Source organism: Streptomyces meridianus, from assembly GCF_023703325.1.
GTDB lineage: Bacteria > Actinomycetota > Actinomycetes > Streptomycetales > Streptomycetaceae > Streptomyces > Streptomyces meridianus.
On record NZ_JAMQGM010000016.1, the window covers coordinates 105,011 to 129,118 of the forward strand.

Annotated in this window: 21 protein-coding genes; 15 read left to right on the top strand and 6 right to left on the bottom strand. The window is 71.5% G+C overall.

The features are described 5' to 3' along the window. The first annotated feature begins 58 nt into the window (after positions 1-58). The 11 genes from M1E25_RS07560 (at position 59) to M1E25_RS07610 (ending at position 15,289) form a co-directional block, all read left to right on the top strand. A complete protein-coding gene (locus M1E25_RS07560) occupies positions 59-2,893 on the top strand; it encodes an NHLP bacteriocin export ABC transporter permease/ATPase subunit (RefSeq protein WP_251411697.1) in 2,835 nt (944 codons plus the stop codon). A 213-nt stretch (positions 2,894-3,106) separates the two neighbouring features. Then, positions 3,107-3,280 (top strand): hypothetical protein, encoded by a 174-nt coding sequence (locus M1E25_RS07565; RefSeq protein WP_251411624.1) that lies wholly within the window; start codon positions 3,107-3,109, stop codon positions 3,278-3,280. Between the two features lie 98 nt (positions 3,281-3,378). Continuing rightward, positions 3,379-4,419: a M36 family metallopeptidase gene (locus tag M1E25_RS07570; protein WP_251411627.1), complete on the top strand. Its 1,041-nt coding sequence runs from the start codon at positions 3,379-3,381 to the stop codon at positions 4,417-4,419. 187 nt (positions 4,420-4,606) lie between these two features. Continuing rightward, positions 4,607-6,943 carry a molybdopterin cofactor-binding domain-containing protein gene (locus M1E25_RS07575; protein ID WP_251411630.1) on the top strand — a complete coding sequence of 779 codons (2,337 nt, stop codon included), beginning with the start codon at positions 4,607-4,609 and terminating at the stop codon, positions 6,941-6,943. A gap of 10 nt (positions 6,944-6,953) precedes the next feature. After that, positions 6,954-7,430 carry a (2Fe-2S)-binding protein gene (locus M1E25_RS07580; RefSeq protein ID WP_251411632.1) on the top strand — a complete coding sequence of 159 codons (477 nt, stop codon included), beginning with the start codon at positions 6,954-6,956 and terminating at the stop codon, positions 7,428-7,430. A gap of 78 nt (positions 7,431-7,508) precedes the next feature. Then, positions 7,509-8,768 (top strand): Tm-1-like ATP-binding domain-containing protein, encoded by a 1,260-nt coding sequence (locus tag M1E25_RS07585; protein WP_251411636.1) that lies wholly within the window; start codon positions 7,509-7,511, stop codon positions 8,766-8,768. 193 nt (positions 8,769-8,961) lie between these two features. After that, the gene (locus tag M1E25_RS07590; protein ID WP_251411638.1) at positions 8,962-9,843 is read left to right on the top strand and encodes a S1 family peptidase; all 882 of its coding nucleotides are present in this window, start codon (positions 8,962-8,964) and stop codon (positions 9,841-9,843) included. Between the two features lie 300 nt (positions 9,844-10,143). Continuing rightward, a complete protein-coding gene (locus tag M1E25_RS07595; protein ID WP_251411641.1) occupies positions 10,144-11,988 on the top strand; it encodes a sialidase family protein in 1,845 nt (614 codons plus the stop codon). Then, on the top strand, positions 11,985-12,470 hold the full coding sequence (locus tag M1E25_RS07600; protein ID WP_251411644.1) for a lipoprotein: 486 nt from the start codon (positions 11,985-11,987) through the stop codon (positions 12,468-12,470). Before M1E25_RS07595 ends, M1E25_RS07600 begins: the two co-directional genes overlap by 4 nt. Before the next feature lie 120 nt (positions 12,471-12,590). Further along, the gene (locus M1E25_RS07605; RefSeq protein ID WP_251411647.1) at positions 12,591-13,736 is read left to right on the top strand and encodes a flavin-containing monooxygenase; all 1,146 of its coding nucleotides are present in this window, start codon (positions 12,591-12,593) and stop codon (positions 13,734-13,736) included. A gap of 83 nt (positions 13,737-13,819) precedes the next feature. Then, the gene (locus M1E25_RS07610) at positions 13,820-15,289 is read left to right on the top strand and encodes a flavin monoamine oxidase family protein (protein WP_251411700.1); all 1,470 of its coding nucleotides are present in this window, start codon (positions 13,820-13,822) and stop codon (positions 15,287-15,289) included. Between the two features lie 15 nt (positions 15,290-15,304). Here M1E25_RS07610 and M1E25_RS07615 read toward each other — a convergent pair whose 3' ends face one another. After that, entirely contained in the window at positions 15,305-15,883 is a 579-nt protein-coding gene (locus M1E25_RS07615; RefSeq protein WP_251411650.1) for a dihydrofolate reductase family protein, read from the bottom strand. Positions 15,884-16,062: 179 nt separating this feature from the next. Between M1E25_RS07615 and M1E25_RS07620 the strand changes: the two genes are divergently transcribed. From M1E25_RS07620 to M1E25_RS07630, 3 genes are all read left to right on the top strand, one after another. Beyond that, positions 16,063-16,935, top strand: coding sequence for an aldo/keto reductase (locus M1E25_RS07620; RefSeq protein ID WP_251411652.1), 873 nt, complete (start codon positions 16,063-16,065; stop codon positions 16,933-16,935). 163 nt (positions 16,936-17,098) lie between these two features. Then, entirely contained in the window at positions 17,099-17,530 is a 432-nt protein-coding gene (locus M1E25_RS07625; protein ID WP_251411655.1) for an Hsp20/alpha crystallin family protein, read from the top strand. Between the two features lie 114 nt (positions 17,531-17,644). Then, positions 17,645-19,126, top strand: a complete 1,482-nt coding sequence (locus tag M1E25_RS07630) for an AAA family ATPase (protein WP_251411658.1) — start codon at positions 17,645-17,647, stop codon at positions 19,124-19,126. 33 nt (positions 19,127-19,159) lie between these two features. Here the strand turns inward: M1E25_RS07630 and M1E25_RS07635 are convergent, their stop codons facing one another. From M1E25_RS07635 to M1E25_RS07655, 5 genes are all read right to left on the bottom strand, one after another. Next, the gene (locus M1E25_RS07635; RefSeq protein WP_251411661.1) at positions 19,160-19,411 is read right to left on the bottom strand and encodes a hypothetical protein; all 252 of its coding nucleotides are present in this window, start codon (positions 19,409-19,411) and stop codon (positions 19,160-19,162) included. A gap of 658 nt (positions 19,412-20,069) precedes the next feature. Beyond that, complete coding sequence (locus M1E25_RS07640; RefSeq protein ID WP_251411664.1) at positions 20,070-21,485, bottom strand: RtcB family protein; 1,416 nt, start codon at positions 21,483-21,485, stop codon at positions 20,070-20,072. A gap of 42 nt (positions 21,486-21,527) precedes the next feature. Beyond that, positions 21,528-21,992: an archease gene (locus M1E25_RS07645; RefSeq protein ID WP_251411668.1), complete on the bottom strand. Its 465-nt coding sequence runs from the start codon at positions 21,990-21,992 to the stop codon at positions 21,528-21,530. Between the two features lie 22 nt (positions 21,993-22,014). Beyond that, positions 22,015-22,236 (bottom strand): hypothetical protein, encoded by a 222-nt coding sequence (locus M1E25_RS07650; protein ID WP_251411671.1) that lies wholly within the window; start codon positions 22,234-22,236, stop codon positions 22,015-22,017. A 55-nt stretch (positions 22,237-22,291) separates the two neighbouring features. Next, positions 22,292-23,107 (bottom strand): sigma 54 modulation/S30EA ribosomal C-terminal domain-containing protein, encoded by an 816-nt coding sequence (locus M1E25_RS07655; protein WP_251411674.1) that lies wholly within the window; start codon positions 23,105-23,107, stop codon positions 22,292-22,294. A gap of 253 nt (positions 23,108-23,360) precedes the next feature. Between M1E25_RS07655 and M1E25_RS07660 the strand changes: the two genes are divergently transcribed. Further along, positions 23,361-23,849 carry an avidin/streptavidin family protein gene (locus M1E25_RS07660; protein ID WP_251411676.1) on the top strand — a complete coding sequence of 163 codons (489 nt, stop codon included), beginning with the start codon at positions 23,361-23,363 and terminating at the stop codon, positions 23,847-23,849. Positions 23,850-24,108: the final 259 nt, after the last annotated feature.

Below are 24,108 nucleotides of genomic sequence, written 5' to 3' on the forward strand. Positions count from 1 at the left end.
ATCCGTTCACCATCCCGTGGCCGCCGGCGGTGGTCCCGGCGATGTGGTGGTCGGCGCCATGGGGGGCCTCGGCGAGTCGATCGACTGCACCGGCCTGCGCAGCTTCTCGCTGGAGGGCCCGCACGTCCTGTGGCTCGTCGTCGACGGCGCGATGGACCTGTTCGCGATCGACGCCGCCCAGCAGGGGCACTGGCACTTCCTCGGCCGGCTCCGCACCGGAACCCTGCTGATGGGCCCGGTCGAGGGCCCCCAGCACACCCTCGCCGCACGGCCTCTCCAGGGCCTGGTGCTGCGCCGGATCCAGCTGCGCGAGCTGTACCGGCCCGAGCACGAGTACGGCGTCGACGACACCGGCGCCTGGTCCTTCACCGGGGCCGACGGCATGCTCAGCCCCCTCGAGCAGGCGTTCGCCCGGGGTATCGGGCGCAGCATGCGGGTGCTCTTCGAGGCCCCGGCCGACGGACGGCACGGACGCGGCCCCGGCGACGCGGCGCCGGGCGGTGCCCTGGCGGGCGGTGACTACGACTCGCCGGACGACGAGATCCAGTGGATGCCGCTGGACCCGGGCAGCGTCCAGTACGGCGCCGCGTACAGTGCGGACGCCGCCGCCGACCTGCTCGTCGAGGGATCGACCTGGCAGCGCATGGTCAACCAGCAGTCCCGGCTGCTGTTCGCGCTGGACCACTGGATCGAGCAGCTCGAGCGCGCCCACGAGGACCGCGCCGCCGAGGGCATCCGGGCCGGCAAGGCCGTCCGCGCCCAGGCCGACCAGGCTCTGCTGGCCTCGATCAACAAGTCCGCCGGCGCGGCTTCCCGCCGTGGCGCCCGCGCCGACGACGCCACCATCGCCGTCTGCCGCATGGTGGCCGAGGAGTCCGGTATCGCGTTCACGCCGCCCACCGACGGCGGCAGCCTCAGCAGCCGGCTGAGCCCCGTCGAACGCATCGCACTGAGCTCGCGGTTCCGCACTCGGGTGGTGAAGCTCTCGGACCGCTGGTGGCGGGAGTACGCGGGCCCGCTGGTCGGCTACCTGGAGGAGACCGGGGCCCCCGTCGCCCTGATGTGGCGGCGCGGCGGCTACGACGCGGTCGACCCCGGCTCGGGCCGGCGGCGAAGAATCGACAAGGACAACGCGAACGCGTTCGAGCCTCGCGCCGTCATGTTCTACCGCCCCCTGCCGGACGAGCCGGTGGGCATGCGGCGGCTGCTGCGCTTCAGCCTGCGCGGTACCCGCACGGACGTCCGGAACCTGGTGCTGGGCGGGCTCGTCACGGTCCTGCTGGGCGCGCTGGTGCCCATCGCGACCGGCAAGGTGCTCGGCGTCTACGTGCCGAACGCCGAGACGGACCTGATCGTGCAGGTCTCCCTCTCGATCGTGATCACGAGCATCGCCGCGGCCGCGTTCGGGCTGATGCAGAACGTCTCGATCCTCCGCATGGAGGGCCGCATCGAGGCCACCCTCCAACCGGCGGTGTGGGACCGGCTGCTGCGGCTGCCGACCCGGTTCTTCAGCCGGCGTTCCACCGGCGAACTGGCCCAGGCCGCCATGGGGATCAGCACCATCCGCCGGGTGCTGTCGGGCATCAGCTCGGTGGCGGTGCAGTCGGGCACGGTCGGCGCGGTGAACCTGGTGCTGCTGCTCTGGTTCAGTGTCCCGCTCGCCCTGACGGCCATCGCCATGCTGCTCGTCATCGGAGCCGTCTTCCTCGGCATGGGGCTGTGGCAGCTGCGGTGGCAGCGCAAGCTGGTCGAGCTCAACAACAAGCTCAACAACAAGGCGTTCCAGACGCTGCGGGGTCTTCCCAAGCTCCGGGTGGCCGCCGCGGAGAGCTTCGCCTACGCCGCCTGGGCCGGGGAGTTCGCGCGCAGCCGCGAACTCCAGCAACGGGTCGGCCGGATCCGCAACATCATCACGGTCGTCAACGCGGTCTACCTGCCGCTCTGCGCGCTCATCATGTTCATGCTGCTCGCGGGGCCGGCCCGCGGAAGCCTGTCGCCGAGCGCGTTCCTCACCTTCAACACCTCGGTCACGATGATGCTGACCTCCGTCACCCAGCTGACCGGCGCGCTCATCTCGGCCGCGGCCGTCCTGCCGATGTTCGAGCAGATCAAGCCGGTGCTCAACGAGCTCCCCGAGGTGAAGGGCGGCAGCACCCAGCCCGGCACCCTGTCAGGGGCGATCGAGGCACGGCAGGTCTCCTTCCGCTACTCCGACGACGGCCCGCTGGTCCTCGACAACGTGTCGTTCCGCGTCCAGCCGGGCGAGTTCGTCGCCATCGTCGGGGCGAGCGGCTGCGGCAAGTCCACCCTGCTGCGTCTGCTGATCGGCTTCGACCGGCCCACCTCGGGCGACGTCACCTACGACGGCCAGGACCTCACGGCCCTCGACCAGGCCGCCGTACGCCGGCAGTGCGGCGTGGTGCTGCAGAACTCGCAGCCCTTCACCGGGTCGATCCTCGACTGCATCTGCGGATCGGAGATGTTCTCGCTGGAAGAGGCGTGGGAAGCCGCGGCCATGGCGGGCCTCGCGGAGGACATCAAGGCCATGCCGATGGGGATGCACACCATGCTCTCCGACGGCGGCGGCACCGTTTCCGGCGGCCAGCGGCAGCGCCTCATGATCGCCCAGGCACTCATCAGGAAGCCCCGCATCCTGTTCTTCGACGAGGCGACCAGCGCGCTGGACAACGAGACGCAGCGCGTGGTCATCGAGAGCACCCGCAAGCTCCAGGCGACCCGGGTGGTGATCGCCCACCGGCTGTCGACCGTCATGGACGCCGACCGGGTGGTCGTCATGTCGGAGGGCCGGGTCCTCCAGCAGGGTCGGCCCGACGACCTGCTGGCCGACACCGGTGGCATGTTCCACGAGCTGGTCCGCCGCCAGATCCATTGATCCGCCGGTCCGGTACCGGACCGGCCGCGGAAGTGCTGGTCCGCAGGTCGGCCCGTGGCGCACACCGCATCCCCACTGCCGCATGAACACCCGGGGCCAGGGAATGCGATCGCCGGATCGACACCCCACGGCTGCCGGCGGACGGCACCGGCCCGCGACGGGAACTCCGGCTCGGAGCAGGCGAGCCCCCGACCCACGAAGGAAGCAGGAAGCGTGAACAGCACACTCGCAGACGTCGAATCGCCCATCTACCAGCAGTTGGTGCACGAGCACGGGGACGTGGTCGCCGCCGCCAGAGCGACGGCCGACGAGACGCAGCGCACGGCGGGCGAACTTCTGGACTGGAGCCGGCGCGACTCCGGCCAGAGCGGCCGTCCCCGGGCCTGAGCCCGCCCCGGGAGGGGCGCACCCTGGTCAACAGGGCCCGCCCGAGGCATGCTTCCGCTGCGTGAGCCACCCCCCACCCGGGTCACACGGAGGACAGCATGTTCCACCGCATCAACCGCCGCCTGCTGGCTGCGTCGATCGGCGCACTGGCGCTCACCACCCTCGGTCCGCCGGCGGGTGTCGCCTCGGCCGACGGCGACCCGTCGGCGCAGGTGTTCATGGTCAACCCGGTGCAGTCGGGTGGGGACCAGCAACTGACCGACGGCAAGGACGCGTCCGACGCGGTACCGGCCACCGCCTACGCCACGGCGCGGCTGCGCAACCTCGACGGCAGCGGCGCGCTCGACGGCAGATGGGTCTCCATACGTTCCGAGACCGGCGCACCGGCCCGGCCCGTCGGCGGCGCTTACGCGTACGACCGGTCCGCCGACCAGTTCGAGCAGGTCATGGCGTACTTCTGGGTCAACGAGGCGCAGGAGTACCTGCAAGGCCTCGGCTTCGGCAGCGAGTTGCCCGGTGCGAACGCCCGGCAGCAGCCGGTGCGCATCAACCAGTGGGGAGCCGACAACTCCTTCTTCACCGACAAGAAGGCAGAGATCCGGCTGGGCAAGGGCGGGGTGGACGACGCCGAGGACGCGGAGGTGATCGTCCACGAGTACGGTCACGCGGTGCACCACGCCCAGGTACCCGGCTTCGGAACGTCCGTGGAGGCCGGTTCCATCGGGGAGGGCTTCGGCGACTACCTCGCCGTCACGGTCGGGGAGCACGCGCGCACGGCGTACGGGTGGCCGCGCCGGGCCGACCTGGCCTGCGTCGCGGACTGGGATTCGGTGAGCTACACCTCCGCGGCCCCGCACTGCCTGCGCCGGACCGACACGGACAAGGTGTACGCGGACCGGACCGGCAGCGTGCACGCCGACGGGGAGATCTGGTCCCGGGCGCTGTTCGACATCCGGGGCGCCCTGGGGGCCCGCACCGCCGACCGGATCATCGTCAACGCGCAGTTCGGGTTCGCCCCGGACACGAGCTTCGCCGCCGCCGCTCGGCAGACGATCGCCACGGCCCGTGAGATGTACGGGGACCGGAAGGCCGACACGGTCCGGCAGGCGTTCGCCGATCGGGGCATCCCCGGCGTCTGATCCCCGGCCCGACACCGGCGTCCCCGGGACCTTCCCGGGGACGCCGCTCCCGTCGCCCACCCGAAAAATCGCTGTTCCGTGGGTGTACTCCGGACCGTCGGCCTGCGCATCATGGCTGCGCGCTCCGGGTGGGCCGACTGCCGTGTCCTCCGGATCCGCGCCTCCAGGTCCGTCGAGAGGATCCCCCATGGGCACCCCGCCCCCCACACCTCCGCCCGACGAGTCCCAGCCGGCCGGCAGCGGCCGACGCCGGTTCCTCGGCTATCTGCTGGCGGCGCCGACCCTGGTCGCCGCAGCGGAACTGGGGGACTGGGGGCCGGCTGCCGGCACCGCCCAGGCGGCGATCCCCACGCCTCCCCAGCCGCCCGAGCTGTACGACCTCAACGACATGCTCACGGATGCGGCCCTGCCGACGGCCAACCTGATCAGTGTCCGGCTGCACTCCGACGGCACGGCCTCCCTCGACCTGCCGCGTGCCGAGGTCGGCCAGGGCATCACCACCTCCAGCGCGATGCTGGTCGCCGAGGAGCTCGACCTGCCGCTGGACAAGGTCCGCATCACCCTCGCCGACGCCCGCCCCGAGCTGTTGTTCAACCAGCTCACCGGCGCGTCCAACACCACCATCTCCACCTACACCCCGATCCGGGTGGCGGCCGCCCTGGCCAAGGGCCGGCTGCTGGAGGCCGCCGCCGCCGAGTTCGGCGAGGCCGTGTCCCGGCTGACCGGCCGCGCCGGCGTCATCACCTCCGAGGGCGGACGACGCGCCACGTACGGGTCGCTGGCGAAGAAGGCCGCGAGCGTCGCGACGAAGCAGGTGTCCGTCGAGCTGAAGGAACGCTCGGACTTCACGGTCATCGGCACCCCGCGCAGCCGGATCGACGCCGTCGACATCGTCACCGGCCGCAAGAAGTTCGCGACGGACCTCCGGGTGGAGGGCGCGCTGCCGACCATGGTGTGCCGCCCGCCGACGATCAACGGCACAGTGGAGTCCGTTCGCAACCGGGCCGAGGTCGAGGCGATGCCGGGGATCACCGACGTCGCCGTGGTCGGCACGGGTGTCGCGGTGCGCGGCAGGACGTTCGGCCAGTGCATCGACGCCGTCCGCGCCCTGCGGGTGACCTGGGGCCCGGGATCGGCGGAGGGCAAGTCCGACGCCTCCGTGCTGAGCGAGCTGCGGAAGGCCGAGATCCCGCCGGCCGTGCCGAAGCTCGGCCCGCTGACGAAGACGGTCGAGGGCGACTTCACCTTCCACTTCGCCAGCAACAGCGCCCTCGAACCCAACTCCGCCGTCGCCGACGTCCGCAGCGACCGCGCCGAGATCTGGTCCGGGCTCAAGTCGCCGATCGTCGCCCAGCAGACCATCGCGAAGAAGCTGGGGCTGCCGCAGGACGCCGTCACCGTGCATGTCACCGAGGGCGGCGGCTCGTTCGGGCGCAAGCTGTTCTTCGACGCGGCGATCGAGGCCGCCGAGATCTCGCAGAAGATGGGCAAACCCGTCAAACTCATGTGGCACCGCACCGACGACTTCCGGCAGGGCCGCACCCACCCGATGTGCACCTCCCGGGTCCGGGCCACCTACGCCGCAGGCAACGTGCTCAGCTACGAGCAGCGGCACACGAGCATTTCGACGGACTTCACGCACGGGCTGGGCGAGATCATCACGCGGATGGCATCCAAGCTGCCGGCCGGCAACCTCGGTTTCGCCGAGACGATCTTCACGCTCACCCAGCAGTCGCCCTACCGGTTCGGCGCCACCACGCAGCTGCTGTCCGAGGTCGACCAGGGCTTCAACACCGGCAGCATGCGCAACATCTACTCGCCCAACGTCCGCGTCGCCCAGGAACTCGTCGTGGACCGGCTCGCCGCGGGCATGAAGAAGGACCCCTACCGGTTCCGCCGTGAGTTCCTCAAGGACGAGCGCGCCCTCGCCGTGCTCGAGAAGGTGGCCGAGGCCGGTGACTGGGGCCGTACGATGCCGTCCCGCACGGCGCAGGGCATCGCCGTGCACCCCGAGTACCACGGCGTCGTCGCGGCGCTCGTCGAGATGGACTGCCGGCCCGAGACGACGGACCGGGAGGTGCGCGACGGAGTCACCGGGCCGCGGGTCACCAAGGTCGTGTGCGCCGTCGACGTGGGTCTGGCGGTCAACCCCCGTGGCCTGGAGGCCCAGATGATGGGCGGGATCATGGACGGGATCGCGCTGGCGCTCACCTCCAGCCTCCATCTGAAGGACGGGTACTTCCTGGAGGGCAGCTGGGACAACTACTTCTACACCCGCCAGTGGAACACACCGCCCGAGCTGAAGATCATCGTGATGCCGCCGACCACCGGCAAGCCCGGCGGCGCCGGAGAGCTGGGAGTTCCCGCCGCCATGGCTGCCGTCGCCTGTGCCTATGCCAGGGCCACCGGCACGATGCCGACCACGTTCCCCATCAACCACGACGACGAACTCGCCTTCGAGCCGGAGCCGGTCCAGCCCCCGATCCCGCAGTCGCCCACCGACGGACTCGAGCACGCCCACTGAGGAGCAAGCCGTGCCCACCCACACCTTCACACTCAACGGCGAGCAGGTCACGGTCGAAGCCGAGGACGACGTACGCCTGCTCTGGGTCCTGCGGGACATCCTCGGCGTCACCGGGCCCAAGTACGGCTGCGGACTGGAGGTCTGCCGGGCCTGCACCAGCCACATCAACGGCAAGGCGTTCAACCCGTGTGCGGTACGGGTCCAGGACGTCGACCCCGGGGACGAGATCACCACCATCGAGGGTCTCGCGGACACCTCGGACCAGGAACTGCACCCGATGCAGCGGGCCTGGCTGGAACGGGACGTCGCACAGTGCGGCTACTGCCAGCCGGGCCAGATCATGACGGCCGTCGCCGTGGTCAGGAAGGCGAGGGAGGAGGGCCGTGAAGTCGGAGAGGCGGATCTCGACGCGATCCGCAACATCTGCCGCTGCGGTACCTACCACCGGATCCGCGAGGCCATCGTGGAGGGCGCAAGGAACATGTGACACCCGTCGGCCGCGCCGTCCGGGGCGGGGTCGACGGCACCCTTGTCACGTTCGGGAAGATCCCGAACACTACGGGTCATGGCGATCGTTGCGCTCGTGGGGACCATGGACACCAAAGGCGTGGAGTACGGCTGGCTGAGGGACCGTCTGCACGCCGCCGGGGTGCGCACGGTCCTCATCGATGCCGGCACCTACGGGGAGCCGCGGGTGCGGCCCGACATCGAGCGCGGCGAGGTGGCCCGCGCCGCGGGCGCCGACGTCGAAGTGCTGCGGGCCGACGGGGACCGCGGGGCAGCGGTGACCGTCATGGCGCGGGGCGCAGCGGAGATCGCCCGCCGGTTGCACGCAGCGGACGGCCTGCACGGGCTCCTGGCGCTCGGCGGTAGCGGCGGCACGTCGATCGCCACCCGCGCGATGCGCGAACTCCCTCTGGGCGTACCCAAGTTGATGGTGTCGTCGATGGTCTCCGGCGATGTGGCGCCGTACGTGGGGGCGAGCGACATCGCGATGATGTTCAGCATCGTCGACATCGCCGGCGTCAACCGGGTCTCGGCGCCGATCCTCGCCAACGCTGCGGACGCGATGGCCGGAATGGCCCGGGGCTACGCCGCCTCTCGCGCCGAACGGTCGGTGGACCTCGCCTCGGACGGCAGACCGCTGGTGGCGGCGACGATGGCGGGCGTGACGACCCCGGGCGTCGACGCGGCGCGGGAGCGGCTCGTCGAACTCGGCTACGAGGTACTGGTCTTCCACGCCGTCGGTTCCGGCGGCCGGTCGATGGAAGCTCTCGCGGATCAGGGGCTGCTGGCCGGCGTGCTGGACCTGACGCTCTGCGAGATCGCGGACGATCTGCTGGACGGCAAGCTCTCCGCCGGCCCGGACCGGCTGCGCGCCGCGGGGCGCCGGGGTATTCCGCAGGTGACAGCGCCGGGTGCGCTCGACATGGTGAAGTACGGGCCGCTGGACTCCCTTCCGGACCACGTCCGCGACCGTCGCGTTCTGGTGCACAACCCTTCCATCACGGTGATCCGGACGTCCGCGGACGAATGCGCCCGGCTCGGAAGGCACGTCGCGGCGAAACTGCGGGAGGCGAAGGGGGCGACGGCCCTGCGTCTTCCGCTGCGGGGACTGTCCACCCTGGGGGCGCCCGGCGGCCCGTACCATGACGCGGACGCCGACGAAGCCCTCTTCACGGCACTCCGCGAGGGCCTGTCCGGGAGTCCGGTCGAGGTGACGTCGATGGACACGGACCTCAATGATCCGGAGTTCGGCCGGGCAGCGGCCGAACGGCTGCACGCGATGATCGGTGAGACCGAGGGGGCTCCGGGAGCCTTCTGATGCGGGGGTGACGGGGGCGCCGTCCTCGCGTCCCGCACCGTGCTCCTGCCCTCTTGTGCGAGCGGGCTGCACGGCCGATACTCCAACAGCGCCTGTCAGGAGCACGCCAGTTTTCGTAACGGCGTCTCCCGCCTGCGCACGGCACCACGGGCCTCTCACCCCCCGGGCCCTCCCATGTCTGAGGAGGACAGCAGTGAGGATCCAGCGCAGCACTTCTCGTTCAGGTGTCTCCCGGAGCGCCGGGCTTCTTGCCGCGGCAGCCGGGCTCGTGGCGGTCGCGGCGTTCGGGGTTCCCAGCGCCAACGCTGCATCGGGCGCGACGTACAGTGCGGACCAACTCCAGCGCGTGAGTGATGCGGTGCAGCGTGCGGATGTCGGCGGAACGGCCTGGCACGTGGACGAGAAGTCCGGCCGCGTCGTCGTGACCGTCGACAGCACCGTGTCCGGCGCCGAGAAGGCGAAAATCCAGAAGCAGGCCGGCGACGAGGCCGGTGCCATCAGATTCGAGCGCGCCAAGGGGGTGTTCACCCCGCTGCTGTCCGCCGGCGACGCCATCTACGGCGGCGGCTACCGCTGTTCCCTCGGCTTCAACGTGGTCAGCGGCAGCACCTACTACTTCCTCACCGCCGGACACTGCGGAGACGTGGCCAACACCTGGTACGCCAACTCGAGTCAGTCCACCCTCATCGGCGCGACGGTCGGCTCCAGCTTCCCGGGCAACGACTACGCCCTCGTCCGCTACGACAACACCTCGCTGAGCCACCCCGGCGGCTACAGCGCGGCCAACGCCTACGTGGGCGAGTCGGTCAAGCGCACCGGATCCACCAGCGGCACGCACAGCGGCAAGGTCACCGCGCTCGACGTCACCGTCCACTACAGCGGCGGCGGAACGGTCCGCGGAATGATCCAGACCAACGTCTGTGCCGAGCCCGGCGACTCGGGCGGCCCGCTCTACGACGGGACCAAGGCGCTCGGGATCACCTCGGGCGGCAGCGGGGACTGCAGCGCGGGCGGCACGACGTTCTACCAGCCCGTCACCGAGGCGCTGGGCAAGTACAACGTGAACCTCTACTGAGCCTGACGGATCGGGTGTCGGCCGATCCGGGACCGGCCTGTCGGCCCGGTCGCCGTGCCCTCGGGCCGGCGGCCGGGCCGGACCGCTTCCACCGGCGCGAAGCGACCACCGGCCCGCCCTCTGTTCACGGCCTGCGGGCGCTCGACTCTTGTGCACCGCCCCCCGGGAGTCGATACTCGCCCTGGGCGCTGTCAGGAGCATGTACTTCCGGTTGTGAAACTCCGTCATGTCCGCAGTCTCTGCTCCTGCTGCGCCTGGCCTCTCACCCCCCAGGCCCTCCTTCGCACCAGGAGGACATCCGTGAGGATTCACCGCGCTCCACTCCGTTACGCCTCCGCCGGAGGCACGCCGCGCAGTTCGCAGCCCCGATGGCGAAGACGCGTTCTCGCCTGCACGGCCGTCCTGACTCTCGCCGGCGCACTGTCGTTCCCCGCCCGCGCCGCCACTCCCCCTTCCGGCGAGATCAGCGACGCCTCGCCTGCCGCGTCCTGGTCGGCCGGGCCCTTCGCCGTGCCCAACACGACCGGCGCCGCGGGCAGTCCGGTCTGCGACGCTCCGCAGGCCTGCGACGACTACACCCTCGACGTCAAGGTCCCCAGCGGATACGACGCCGACCACAACGTGCGCATCGACATCACGTGGCCCAACTCCGCGGCCGACTTCGACCTCTACGTCCTGGACGCGAAGACCGGCGACGAGATATCGGCCGCCGCCTCGTCCAGCGACCCCGAGACGGTGATCCTCCCGGCGGTCTCGCGGACGTACACCGTGCGCGTCGTGCCGTACGCCCCGCTCGGCGAGAGCTTCACCGGCAAGGCCTCCCTGGTGTCGATCCCGGCCGATCCGCCGCCCAGCACGGCCACACCGCCCACGTACGGCAACTCGTCCGCCCCGGACAGCATCGACGACGCCCACAACGCGGGCGAGCCGTCGATCGGCGTGGACCGTAAGACGGGCGCCGCGATGTTCCAGGCCTACACCTCGACCCTCAAGGTCACCTACGACGCCGCCGGCAACGGCACCTGGCAGGACAAGAGCGCGAAGACCGCCAACGGCTGCCCGCAGGGCAGCAGCACCAGCCTGGACCCGATCCTGTTCACCGACCCGCGGACGAACCGGACCTTCGAGTCCCAGCTCGCCGGCAAGACGGCGCTGACCTGCTTCACCGACGACGACGGCGAGAGCTGGACCCCGACCGCCGGCTCCGGCATCAACTCCGGTGTGGACCACCAGACCATCGGCGGCGGACCCTTCTCGCCCAATGGCCCGGGAGCGCTGACGTCGTATCCGAACGCCGTCTACTACTGCTCGCAGGACATCGCCGACGCCTCCTGCGCGGCGAGCCGGGACGGCGGCCTGACCTACGGCCCCGCCGTCCCGATGTACTCGCTGCTCGACTGCGGCGGCCTGCACGGCCACGTCAAGGTCGCTCCCGACGGCACGGCGTACGTCCCGAACAAGGGCTGCGGCGGAAACCAGGCGGTCGCGGTCTCCGGTGACAACGGCCAGTCCTGGGACCTGCGCAGGAATCCGGGGAGCACCCCCGGCGACTCCGATCCCAGCGTGGGTATCGGAGCCGGCGGCACCGTCTACATGGGCTACCAGAACAGCGACGGCACCGCCCGCATCGCCGTCAGCCACGACCGGGGACGGACCTGGGTCGACGACCAGCGCATCGGCGGATCGCTCGGCATCAGGAACACCGTCTTCCCCGTGGTGACGGCGGGCGACGACAACCGGGCCGCGTTCGCCTTCCTCGGCACCACGACCGGCGGCAACTACCAGGACACCGAGAACTTCCACGGCCAGTGGCACCTCTACGTGGCCACGACCTACGACGGCGGGGTTTCCTGGGTGACCGTCGACGCCACCCCGGACGACCCGGTCCAGAAGGGGTCGATCTGCACCGGCGGCACCACCTGCGGCGACGACCGCAACCTGCTGGACTTCAACGACATCACCCTCGACGACCACGGGCGCGTCCTGGTCGCCTACGCCGACGGCTGCACCGGATCGTGCGCGAGCGGCGGGGCACAGAACTACGACGCGCTCGCAACGATCAGCCGCCAGAGCACAGGGGCAACCCTCTACGGCGCCTACGACGCCGCCGACGGACGTGCGGTGAAGGAGGGGGCGCGCAAGTGAAGCGGATCGTCCCCGCACTGCTGCTCGCCGGCGCGGCCCTCGTCCTCACGGGCTGCGCCGGGGGTGCAGGGCAGGCCACGGGCCCGGACGCGCACAGGACCCGGGCCGCGGGGAAGGGTGGTGAGGGCTCCGGGACGGAGGCCGTCCCGGCCGGCTGTCCGAGCGGTCCCGGCAGATCCCTGCCCGACGCGTTCCCCCAGGACCTGCCGGTCCCCGACGACGCCGTCGTCACCGGCGTGGAAAGCCGGTCGGACCACCGCCTCGTGGTCGACGCCGTGACCCGCGGTGGGTTCGCGGACACCCTGTCCTTCCTCCAGAAGCGCCTGCCGAAGGCCGGCTACCGGCTTGCGGAGGGCGAGGTCGAGGAACACGACGCCGAGTCGGACTTCTCCTCCGCGCAGGTCCGGGGACGCTGGGCGATCCGCGAGATGCCGGACTGCGAGAACGGGGTGTTCCTGACCTATCTGACAGCTCCTCGATAGACGGGCGGGCCGGGAGGGAACAGCACTGCGCCACGTTCGGAGAAAGACCCGTCACAGGTCTGTTCCCGTCCCCGCCCGACCGGTTACCGTCCGGTACGCCGTACGCCCGGAAGGAAGACCATGCCCGACACCACGAGTCCGCCCGTCCTCGTCGTCGGTGGCGGCCCCGGTGGTCTCGCGGCCGCCGCCGCACTGCGACGGCGCGGCGTTCCCGCCGTCGTGCTGGAGCGGTCCGAGGCGGTCGCGGCCTCCTGGCGCCGCCACTACGACCGGCTGCGCCTGCACACCACCCGGCGGCTGTCGGGGCTGCCCGGCCTCACCATCCCCCGGGCGTACGGCAGATGGGTCCGTCGCGACGACGTGATCCGCTACCTGGAGCAGTACGCCGAGCACCACGACCTCGACGTCCGCACCGGTGCCGAGGTCGAGCACGTCGAGCGCGCCGAGGACGGCTCCTGTTGGTGCGTGCGCACCACCGACGGCGAGGAGTTCGGATCGTCCACGGTCGTCGTCGCCACCGGTTTCAACCACACGCCGCGCCTGCCCGAGTGGCCCGGCCGGGACGCCTGGACGGGGGAGTTGCTGCACGCCGCCGACTACCGCAATGCCGGCCCGTACACCGGCCGCGACGTGCTCGTCGTCGGCAGCGGCAACACCGGCGCGGAGATCGCCGTCGACCTGGCCGAGGGTGGCGCGGCACGGGTCAGGCTCGCCGTCCGCACACCCCCGCACATCCTGCGCCGGGCAACGGCGGGCTGGCCCAGCCAGGCCACCGGCATCCTGGTCCGCCGGCTACCGCCCACGCTCGTCGACCGGATCGCGCCGCACGTGGAACGGCTCAGCGTGCCCGATCTGTCGGAGTACGGCCTCGCCCGGCCCACCACCGGCCTCTACGCGCAGGTGCTGAACGGCCGCATCCCGGTGCAGGACGTGGGTCTGATCGCCGCCGTCCGCTCCCGGACCGTGGAGCCCGTCCCCGCCGTCGAGGGCTTCGAGGGCGAGGAGGTTCTGCTCGCCGACGGCTCGCGTATCAACCCCGACACGGTCGTCGTCGCCACCGGTTACGACCGGGGACTCGAAGGCATCGTGGGGCACCTGGGCGTGCTCGACGAACGCGGACGCCCGACGGTCCACGGCCCGCGAACCCCCGAGGGCGCACCGGGTCTGTACTTCACGGGCTACACCAACCCCATCAGCGGCATGTTCCGCGAACTCGCCATCGACGCCCGCCGGATCGCCCGGGCCATCGCCCGCGAGCGCGCCTGACGGGCCGCACAGGCCCCGGGGTGTTCCCTCAGCTCGAGCCGCCTGCCGACAGGAGAAGCGTGGTGCACGACGAACGTCCCGGGATGACCCGGCGGATGCTGATCGGCGGCGGGGCCGCCGCAGCCGTGACGATGACCGGCACACGTCCGGCCGCGGCGAGGCCCTCGGCCGCCGGGGAAGAAGTGGACGTGGCCGTCGTCGGAGCGGGCCTCGCCGGGCTGACCGCGGCCCGCGACCTCGCCGCCGGCGGCGCGTCCGTCCTGGTCCTCGAGGCCCGCGACCGGGTCGGCGGCAGGGTGCTCAACCGTGAGCTGCCGGGCGGCGGTGTCACGGAAGGCGGCGGAGAGTTCGTCGGCCCGACCCAGGACCGGATCAAGGCCCTCGCCGCCGACCTCGGGGTCGCCACCTTCGCCACCTACAACGAGGGCAAGAACCTCCTTTACCAGGACGGCAAGCGCACCCCCTACGCGACCGACGGGCCGCTCGGCGCCGTCCCGCCCGTCGACCCGGCGGGACTGGCGAACGCCGCCGCCGTCCAGGAGATGCTCGATTCCATGGCCCAGGAGGTGCCGGTCGACGCACCCTGGGAAGCCGGGAAGGCCGCCGAATGGGACCGGCAGACCTTCGACAGCTGGCTTTCCGTCCACGCCCCTGTGCCCTCGGCCCGGTTCCTGATCGACACCGCATGCACCTCGGTGTTCTCCGCGGAGCCGCGGGAACTCTCCCTGCTCTTCGTGCTGTTCTACATCCGCGCCGCGGGCAACGAGAAGGAGACGGGAACCCTTCAGCGGCTCACGGACACCGCCCACGGCGCGCAGCAGCTCCGCTTCACCGGCGGCTCGCAGCTCGTGCCGCTCAGGCTCGCCGAACGGCTCGGTGACCGGGTCCGGCTGGGCACGCAGGTGCGCAGGATCGTGCAGGCGGGGGAGCGGCTGCGGGTCGAGTCCGACCCGCTGACGGTCTCCGCCCGGCGCGTGGTGATGGCGGTCCCACCGGCTCTCGCGGCCCGCATCGACGTGGACCCGCCGCTGCCCGCGAGCCGCGACCAGCTCTCGCAGCGGTTGCCGATGGGGGCCATCGGCAAGGCCATCGCCGTCTACCCCCAGCCCTTCTGGCGCGCGGACGGTCTGAACGGCCAGGTCGTCAGTGACCGAGGCACCGTGCGCGTCACCTTCGACAACTCGCCGCCGGATGCCTCCTACGGCGCGCTGATGGGATTCATCGAGGCCGACGCGATGCGGCGGCTGGACGGGGCGTCGGAGGACGAGATCCGCTCCGAAGTCGTCGCCGACTACACCCGTTACTTCGGCGAGCGCGCGGCGTCGCCCACCGGCTTCGTCGTCCAGCGCTGGGACAACGAACCCTTCTCGCGCGGCGGGCCGGTGGCGTTCGCCCCGCCCGGCGTGCTGACCGAGTACGGGCCCGCGATCCGCTGGCCCCACGGGGGCGTCCACTGGGCGGGCACCGAGACGTCGACGTTCTGGAACGGCTACATGGACGGCGCGGTCCGCTCCGGCGAACGCGTCGCCCGGGAGGTCCTGGCAGCGCTCTGACCTGTGGCAGCGCGGTCACCCCCGTGCGGCGTCCGCGGGGCGCTCGTACCGTAGCAGGACGACCCCGTTGCCGAAGGCCCGCGTCTCGATGAGCCGGAGCGGGCGGTCGGTGTCCGCGGCCGGGAACAGCGGCTTGCCGCCGCCGATCAGGACGGGGTGGACGCACACGTGGTACTCGTCCACCAGGTCGTGCTCCATGAAGGTCGCCGCGAGGTCCGCCCCGCCGAGCGCCAGGTCGCCGCCGGGCTGCGCCGTGAGTTCCCTGATCTCGTCCGGCACCACCTCGCGCTTGATGGTGGTGTTCCAGCCGGCCGACTCCAGGGTGCGGGAGTACACGATCTTGGGCTTCTCCCGCCAGATGGCGGCGAACTCCCGCATCGGGCCGGTGAGCGACGGGTCGGAGTCGGCGGTCGGCCAGAACCCGGCCATCAGCTCGTGGGTGACCCGACCGCTCAGGAACGCCCCCATCGCCCTGAGCCGGTCGTTGAAGTGGGTGTGCAGTTCGTCGTCGACCCGGTGCCAGTCGATGCGCTGCCGGTGCCCCTCGATGAACCCGTCGAGGGACACCGACATCATCAGGACGATCCGTCTCATCGCGCTCCTCGCTCGCAGCTCGCCGCAGTGGTGCATCAACGATCCCAGGGACGGGCGCCTCCGCGCCTGTTTCCTGCGACGGCGCGCCGCCGCCCCGGACGGGTGCCGGGGTGCGCGGGCCGGCCCGCCGACAGCGCTGGGTAGGCTGACCGGCCCGTACGTGAACAGTGAGGTCGGACATGCTCCAGCGCACCATCGGCGACACCCGGGTCAGTGCCATCGGGCTGGGCGCGATGAACCTGTCCATGGGGGAGCGCGCCCCTGCGGAGCCGGCGGCGATCGCGGTGATCCACGCTGCGCTCGAGGCCGGTGTGACGCTCGTCGACACCGCCGACGCCTACGCCCCCGGCCCCGACGTCGGCCACAACGAACGGCTCGTGGCGAAGGCGCTCGCCACCTTCGGCGGGGACACCTCCGGCGTGCTCGTCGCCACGAAGGGCGGCCACACCCGCAGCGCCGACGGGAGCTGGGGTCTCGACGGCTCGGCGGAGTATCTGCGGCGCGCCTGCGAGGCGTCCCTCAAGGCGCTCGGCACCGAGGCCATCGGTCTCTACCAGCATCACCGTCCGGACCCCGGGATCCCTTACGAGGAGACTCTCGGGGCGCTGCGCGACCTGCGGGACGCCGGGAAGATCCGCATGGTGGGCATCTCGAACGCCGATCCCGACCGGATCCGCATGGCCCAGCGCATCCTCGGCCCAGGGGGCCTCGCCGCCGTGCAGAACGAGTACTCGCCCCGGTTCCGTACCAGCCAGGGCGAACTCGACCTGTGCGGGGAGCAGGGCATCGCCTTCCTGCCCTGGGCACCGCTCGGCGGGCTGCGGGACGCGGGCGAGCTGGGCTCGCGTCATGCGGCCTTCGCGCGGATCGCCGAGCAGCGGGGAGCCAGCCCGCAGCAGGTCTGCCTGGCCTGGCAGCTCGCCCAGGGCGACCACGTCATCCCGATCCCCGGCTCGTCCCGGGCAGCGACCGTCCTGGCATCCCTGCAGGCCGTGGATCTGGTCCTCTCCGCCGAGGAACTCCGGACACTGGACGAGGACGACCGGCCGTAGTTCCCCGCTTCCCACCGACCGCTGTGCCCGCGTGTGCCGGCCGTGAAGGGCCCAATGGGCAGACCTCGGGGCAGGTCGTACCCCCGGTGCGGTTCCGTCGACCCATGGTCGGAGGGCCGGGCGTGCGGCAGCGTGGAGGCATGGCCACCGAGGAGGAGTCGTCATGACCGCCATCGAGCGCAAGAAGTTTCCGTTCGCGGGACACCACCCGGACCTCGTGGGACTGCTCGAGGAGTTCCCCTTCGCCCTGTCCCCGGCCACGGAGGCGCACTTCATCCGCATCGAGGAGACCGAGGAGGACGGCGCCTACGTGGTGCGCGCCGAACTTCCCGGGATCGACCCCGACAAGGACGTCGAGGTCACCCTCGAACGCGGGGTGCTGACCATCCAGGCCGAGCGCAGCGAGGAGAGGAAGGACAAGCAGCGCTCCGAGTTCCGCTACGGGGCCTTCACCCGCGCTGTCACCCTTCCCGAGGGCGTCCAGGAGGAGGACGTCTCCGCGGACTACGAGAACGGAATTCTCACGGTGCGCGCCCCCATGCGCGAGACCGCCACCACCACCCGCCGTATCCGGGTCGGAACGAAGGAAGACTGAGCACGCGGACCGTTCCGCGCACGGGGTCTCGTCCCTCCCGGGCCGGCGCTCGAGGACGAACGAGCCCCTGCGGGCTGCGGGACGGCCCGCCGAGCGAGGGGAGCGGCCGTGCCGGTGACCGCTGACGCACGCCTGGCCAAGCCCCGGACGGTGTTCGACCGGGAGGCCGAGTGGAACGCTCTGGCCGGCTTCGCGGAGGACCGCGGACCCGGCCCCACGCTCGGCACCGTCGCCGGGCGGCGCAGACAGGGCAAGACGTATCTTCTGGAAGCCCTGACCCGGGCGACGGGCGGGTTCTACTTCGGCGCGCAGGACGCGACGGAGGCCGAGTCGCTGCGCGCGCTGGGCGGCCGGCTCGCCGAACACACCGGCGCTTCGGCCCCGGCGCGGCTGCGCGGATGGGCGGATGCCGTCGGCGCCCTGCTGGCGTTGGGCGGTGGTGCACCGCTTCCGGTGGTGGTCGACGGGTTCCCCGACCTCGTCCGCCAGAGTCCCTCGCTCCCCTCGGTCGTCCACAGCGCCTTCCTCCGGGCGCACGACCGGGGCCGGCCGAGCCGGGTGCGCATGATCCTGTGCGGCAGTGTGCTGCCCGTCATGGACAAGCTGTTCGGGCGGGCCTCGCCGTTGCGGGGACTCGCGCGGCTGCAGCTCGTGGTGCGGCCGCTGGACTTCCGGCAGGCCGCGCGGTTCTGGGGCCTCGACGACCCCCGCCTTGCCGTCCTGACGCACGCGGTCGTCGGCGGGAGCCCCGCCTACCGGCACGACTACGTGTGTGACGAAGCGCCCTCGGGAGTGGACGACTTCGACGCCTGGGTGTGCAGGACGGTGCTCAACCCACGGGTGCCGCTGTACCGGGAGGCGCGCCACCTGCTCGAGGAGGAGGCGGACCACTGGGACCGGGGGCTCCTGCACTCCACGCTCACCGCCGTGGCTTCGGGGTGCACGACCCGCGGTGAGGTGGCCGAACGTCTCCAGCACCCGCTCACCGACGTCTCCCGCGCGCTGGAGCTGCTCCAGGGTTTCGGCCTGCTGCGGGGCGAGCCGGATGCGTTCCGGCCGGGCGTGAGGCGCTTTCGGATCACCGAACCGCTGCTGACCTTCGACCACGCCGTGGTCGCACCGCACCGCTCCGCTCTGGACGTCGAGGACGCCGTCACCGTCTGGGAACGGGCCCGCACGCTCTTCCACACCGGCGTCGTTCCCCCGCACTTCGCGCAGGTGTGCCGGGAGTGGGCCACGGACTTCGCTGCACCGGAGACTTTCGGCGCGAGCCCCGTGCAGGTGTCCCACGGCTCTCTTCCGGGCCGGGGGCGGGAGACGGCGTCCGAGGCCGATGTCGTGGTTCGCGGCCCGGCCGAGGGGCGTCCCGGACCGCTGTTGTCGGTCGGGCTGGCCTGCTGGGAGGAGGAGATGGGTGTCCGCCACCTGGAGGCCATGCGTTCGCTGGTGACCCGGCTCGGAGCGCAGGGCGAGGACGTCGGCGCCACCCGGCCGGCGTGCTACTCCGGCACGGGGTTCTCTCCGGAACTCCGGGCGGCCGAACGGCGTGGCGACGTCCTGCTGGTCGGTCTCGACCGGCTCTACGGGGGCGGCTGACTCGCTCCGTCGAGCCTCCCGGGCTCGTCGTCCTCAGTAGGTGGAGACCCTGTCAATGTAGATCTTGGGTTGCTGCGGAATGGGACCGAGGTGAGTTCCGCCCATGTTGCCGGCTTCGCTCTTGACGCCGTGGGCAGGGACGCCGTAGATGCGGAAGGTGCTGGAGGCGACCCAGTCGACACCGTTGCCGACACTCACCTCGACGTCGTAATTCTCCGATTCCCCCGTGTTGTTGTGAACCGTGACCGTGGTGAAAACGCCCTTCTCCTCAGGTGTGGCACGCACTTCCACATTTCCGTAATGGAGGATTCGCGCTCTACCGTCCTGCGAAAACGACGGCACCGGATCCGGCTCCTGTGGTGGCGCGCCGGGTATCTCTGCGGTGGGCGCGACAGTCGCCGGCACGGTCACCGGATGAGAGGCGCCGGAAAAGCCGCTGCCCTCGTCCCCCGCACTGCAACCCGCTGCCAGGAGAACCAGGGCGGCAGCGGCAGTGCCCCGAAGCGCAGTGGGCATGTGCACGGGTGCTCCTGTCGGTCGGTGCAGAACCGGGTCCGCAGATCCGCTGCAGCACGTAGGCCCTCGCGCGTGATGAGGGCGTGAGCAGAGCGCTGTGCACGTCACGGGAGTTGACACGGATCAGCCCGGAACGCCTCGCCCCGGTCACGGGCAGGGTGATTTCAGCAGCAGGCTCGAGTACGGAGCCCGCAACCAGTACTCACGATGCGCACGCACAGCTCTGTCCCCTGTCCCCCTGAAAATCCCCCGTACACGGCAGACCCCTGACCGGTGTTCACTCGCGGTTGTCCGGTACCCCGTACGCGATGACAACACGCGACGTGGATTCTGCATCATGCAAGCATGCCGGTCCAGATCGTTCCGTAACGATCACGTCACTGAGGGGGTGCGTCCGGCGGTCATGCCGACCTGGTGCGACGGACGATCAACCCTTGACGACGCCCAGCGGCACCAGTCGGGCGACGCGGCGGCACAGCCCGGCACCCTCGCCGGCGCGTACCACGGCGTCGACGTCCTTGTAGGCCTGCGGGGCCTCCTCGGCGAGCCCACGCCACGACGAGGCCCGTACCGCAACGTTCTGCTGCTCCAGGTCCGCTCGCAGGCGCCGGCCGTCGACCTCACGGGCCGCCCGGTGGCGGCTGCGCACGCGGCCCGCACCGTGGCAGGTGGAGTGCCACGCACCGCCGCCCGGGACCCCGGCCAGCACGTACGACGAGGTGCCCATCGTGCCGGGGATGAGCACCGGCTGACCCACCGTTGCGAGATCGCGCGGCAGATCGGGGTGCCCCGGCGGCAGCGCACGGGTGGCTCCCTTGCGGTGCACGCACAGGTCCAGCCCGGCCCCGGCGACGTCGTGGGTCTCGGCCTTGGCGAGGTTGTGCGAGATGTCGTACACGAGCTCCAGGCCGCACCCGGCCGTCTCACCGAACGCCCGGCGCGCGGCCTCCGTCAGCAACTGGCGGTTCGCACGGGCGTAGTTGGCGGCAGCGGCCATCGCGGCGAAGTAGGCGCGACCCTCGTCGGAGTGGGTGGGAGCGCAGGCCAGCTGGCGATCCGGCACCTCGATCCCGTAGCGGGACATGGCCCGGTCCATCACTCTCACGTGGTCGGTGCAGATCTGGTGCCCCAGCCCCCGGGAGCCGCAATGGATCATCACGCAGACCTGACGTTCGCGCAGTCCCATCGCACGGGCGGCGCTCTCGTCGTAGACGGCGTCGACGGCCTGCACCTCCAGGAAGTGGTTGCCCGAGCCGAGGCTGCCCACCTGCCCCAGTCCGCGTTCCAGGGCGCGTTCGCTCACCTGCTCCGGCGACGCGCCGGACAGGACCCCGGCATCCTCGCACCGGTCCAGGTCCCGCCGGACGCCGTGCCCCTGTTCCACCGCGTACCGCGCGCCGCCGACCAGAACCTCCGCCAACTGCCGGGCGTCGAGATGCCACACCCCGCCCCTGCCCGGCCCGCGCGGGGTGCGGTTTCCGAGGATGTCCATCAGCGACCGCAGACGGGGAGCGAGCCGGTCACGGTCACAGTCCGCGGCAAGCAGCCGGACCCCGCAGGAGATGTCGAAGCCGACTCCTCCGGGTGAGACGACGCCACCGGCCGCGGTGTCGGTCGCCGCGACCCCGCCGATCGGAAAGCCGTATCCCCAGTGGACGTCGGGCATCGCGTACGAGGCCTCGACGATCCCCGGGAGAGCGGCCACGTTCATCACCTGGAGCAGTGCCTGGTCGCCGGCCGCTGCCGGGAGCAGGTCGCGGGTCGCGAACACCACACCGGGCACCCGCATCCCGCCCTCGCGCGGTATCCGGAACCGGAAGGGGCCTTCCTCGACGATCTCCATCACTGCCTCCGGAAACGGGGCTTCACAGTGCGTGACGCGGTGTCAGACATCCAGGGTCACCGAGCAGCTCCAGCCCTCCGGCCCCCGGTCGCAGGCCAGTCCGTGCAGTGTCACCGCCTTCGGCGCGGCGCCGGTCTGCGGCAGCGATCCGACGGCGGCGCAATGGAAGGCGGCCTCGAGTCCACCCGGTACGGCGGTCAGACCGACCTCGACCGGGACCTCGCCGGCCGTGTCCAGCCGGTACACGATCTCCTCGAGCAGGGCCACGAGCAGATCCTCGTCCCGGTCCGCCCGGATCACGGTGCTGCGCAGGGTGGTTCCCGTTGCATCGGTGAGGTCGACGAACGTCCCGGTGACCGCCTGCACGGCCTCGGCGAAGCATCGTTCGCGGGTCGGGCCCCATGCCTCGATGCGCAGATCCGCGGTGTGCGGAACACTGCGGTGACCGGCCGGGCGGGCGAGGCGTTCCGAGTCCGCCGAGCCCGCTCCGGTGCTGCGCCCGCGCATGGGCCGGTCCTGCGCCGTCTCGTCAGAATTTCTCGGCCAGCAGCAGCTCGTGCGCCAAGCGTGCGCCGCGTGCGGCCTGTTCCGCTCGCTCCGGGTCCTGGGAAGGGATGTCCTCCAGCCCTTGGGCGAGTGCCCGTACGGCCTGGGCGAGAACCTGTACCTGCGATTCCAGGACGCTCAACCGGCCCTGGACGTCCTCCGGGGCCGTACCGGTCCCGGAACCTTCTGCGCTGCTCTGGGTCATGGTTGCCTCCGTCGCAAGCGGTGTGAACCGCGTGGAACTCCCGGACTCCTCCGCCTCACTCCGCGGGCGTGATCAGGCCGTAGTGGCCGTCGTAACGGTGGTAGAGCACGTTGCCCCGGCCGGTGGACGCGTCGGCGAAGAACGTGAAGGGGAACCCGCCGATGTCCAGTCGCTTCTTCGCCTCCTCCACGCTGATCCGCGGAGGTTCGAGCTCGCTGACCGTCAGCGGTACGGCTGCCGGGCCGAGCAACTCCGGCCGCGGGTGCACCTGGGCGAGCCGGTAGCTGTCTCCGTGGCGGTGGATGACGCTGTCGCTGCCCGAAGCGGCTTCGGTGAACAGGTGGAAGTCGTAGTCCATCGATTCCATCTCGAAAGCCGCTTCGTCCGGGGTCTCCCGGGGAAGGGAGAAGGACTTGTGGCGCACGATCCGGCGCTCGTCCACGGGACGCGGAAAGTAGTCCGGGCGGTGCGTGGGTTCGTCGCCGTGGCGCCACTCGTGCGGGCCTGTCGAGCGACGTCCCCGCCGCGCCTCCCAGTGCTCGTCGAGTCGGCCGAGACGTACGGCGAGCCGATCCTGCATCGCGTCGATGGCCTCGGCCATGGTTGCGGCCGCGGCATGGGCCCGTGCGGGGCGGCCGTTGACGTCCAGGTTGGCCTGGGCGAGCGCCGGGCGCTCCATCGCGGGATTGGCCATCGAGGTGAGTTTCACTCGGGCGAACAGGATCGGTTGCCGCACCTGACTGGTCAGTGCCAGCACCTTGGTGCGCGCGTACTCGGCGGAACCGGGCGGGACGTCCCCGTGGGACCGGACCTGGATGTCGGGAGCGTGCCGGACTGCCGAACGCTTCATGACGACGTCCTCCCTCCTCATGTCCTCTCCTCCAGGGTCCACGCCGGTCGGGTGGCTCGCGAGGGGGCCGAAGGTCCCCGGGGACGGACCCTCAGGCCCCCGGGACGGCTGCCGTGCGGCCGGAGGCGGTGCGGGGCAAGGGCCTGTCGGGTCAGTGCGGGAGGGCAGGTCGTACCCCGCCGCGGTTCCGACGGCCCATGGTCGTGAGGCGGTCCGTCGGCGAGTGTGAGGGCAGGGGTCGTGGGGGGACGCCTATCCGCTGGAGGAGGAGCCCATGACCATCACCGGAGACTGGTACAACGAGCTGGGCTCGTACATGCAGTTCACCGCGGACCCCTTCGGGGGCATCACCGGAACGTACGTGTCGGCGAAGGGCCACGCGACGGGGCGTTACACGCTCGTCGGCCGCTACGACACGCCCTCGGAGGAGGGGTACGGAACCCCCATCGGCTGGACGGTCGCCTGGAGCAACGAGCAGCACGACGCCGGGTCGGTGACCTGCTGGAACGGCCTCTACACGAGCGAGGGCGGAGAGCAGATCTGCGCCACCTGGCTGCTGACCGGATCGGCGCCGCTGGACGATGTGTGGGAGTCCACGGCCGTGGGTCAGGACATCTTCACCCGTGAGGCGCCGGGGGCCGACCGGATCGAGGAGGCGACGGCCGCCCGGGCGGCCGAGACGGTCTCCGCGAAGCACATGGGCCGCCGCAAGCCGCGAGCCGCGGCCGGCCGTGTGCGGAAGGGCGAGGGGACACCGGCGTAAGGGGCATCGTCGCGGAACGGCCTGGGTGCGGGGCGGGTGCCGGGCCGCTGGCGGGGAACCGCCGGTGCAGGGGGTGTGGAGCCCGGCGCATGCCGGACCCGGCAGAGGGAACGGGTCCGGTGCGTGCCGGGTTCACCGTGCGGTGCCGCCCGACCGGGGGAGTTTCCGTCACCCGGGGGACTTCCGCGGCACCGGTACGGACGGCCGGGCAGGGCGCGGATGTCCGATGCCGGGTGCCACGGCAGGGGCCGGCCCCGGG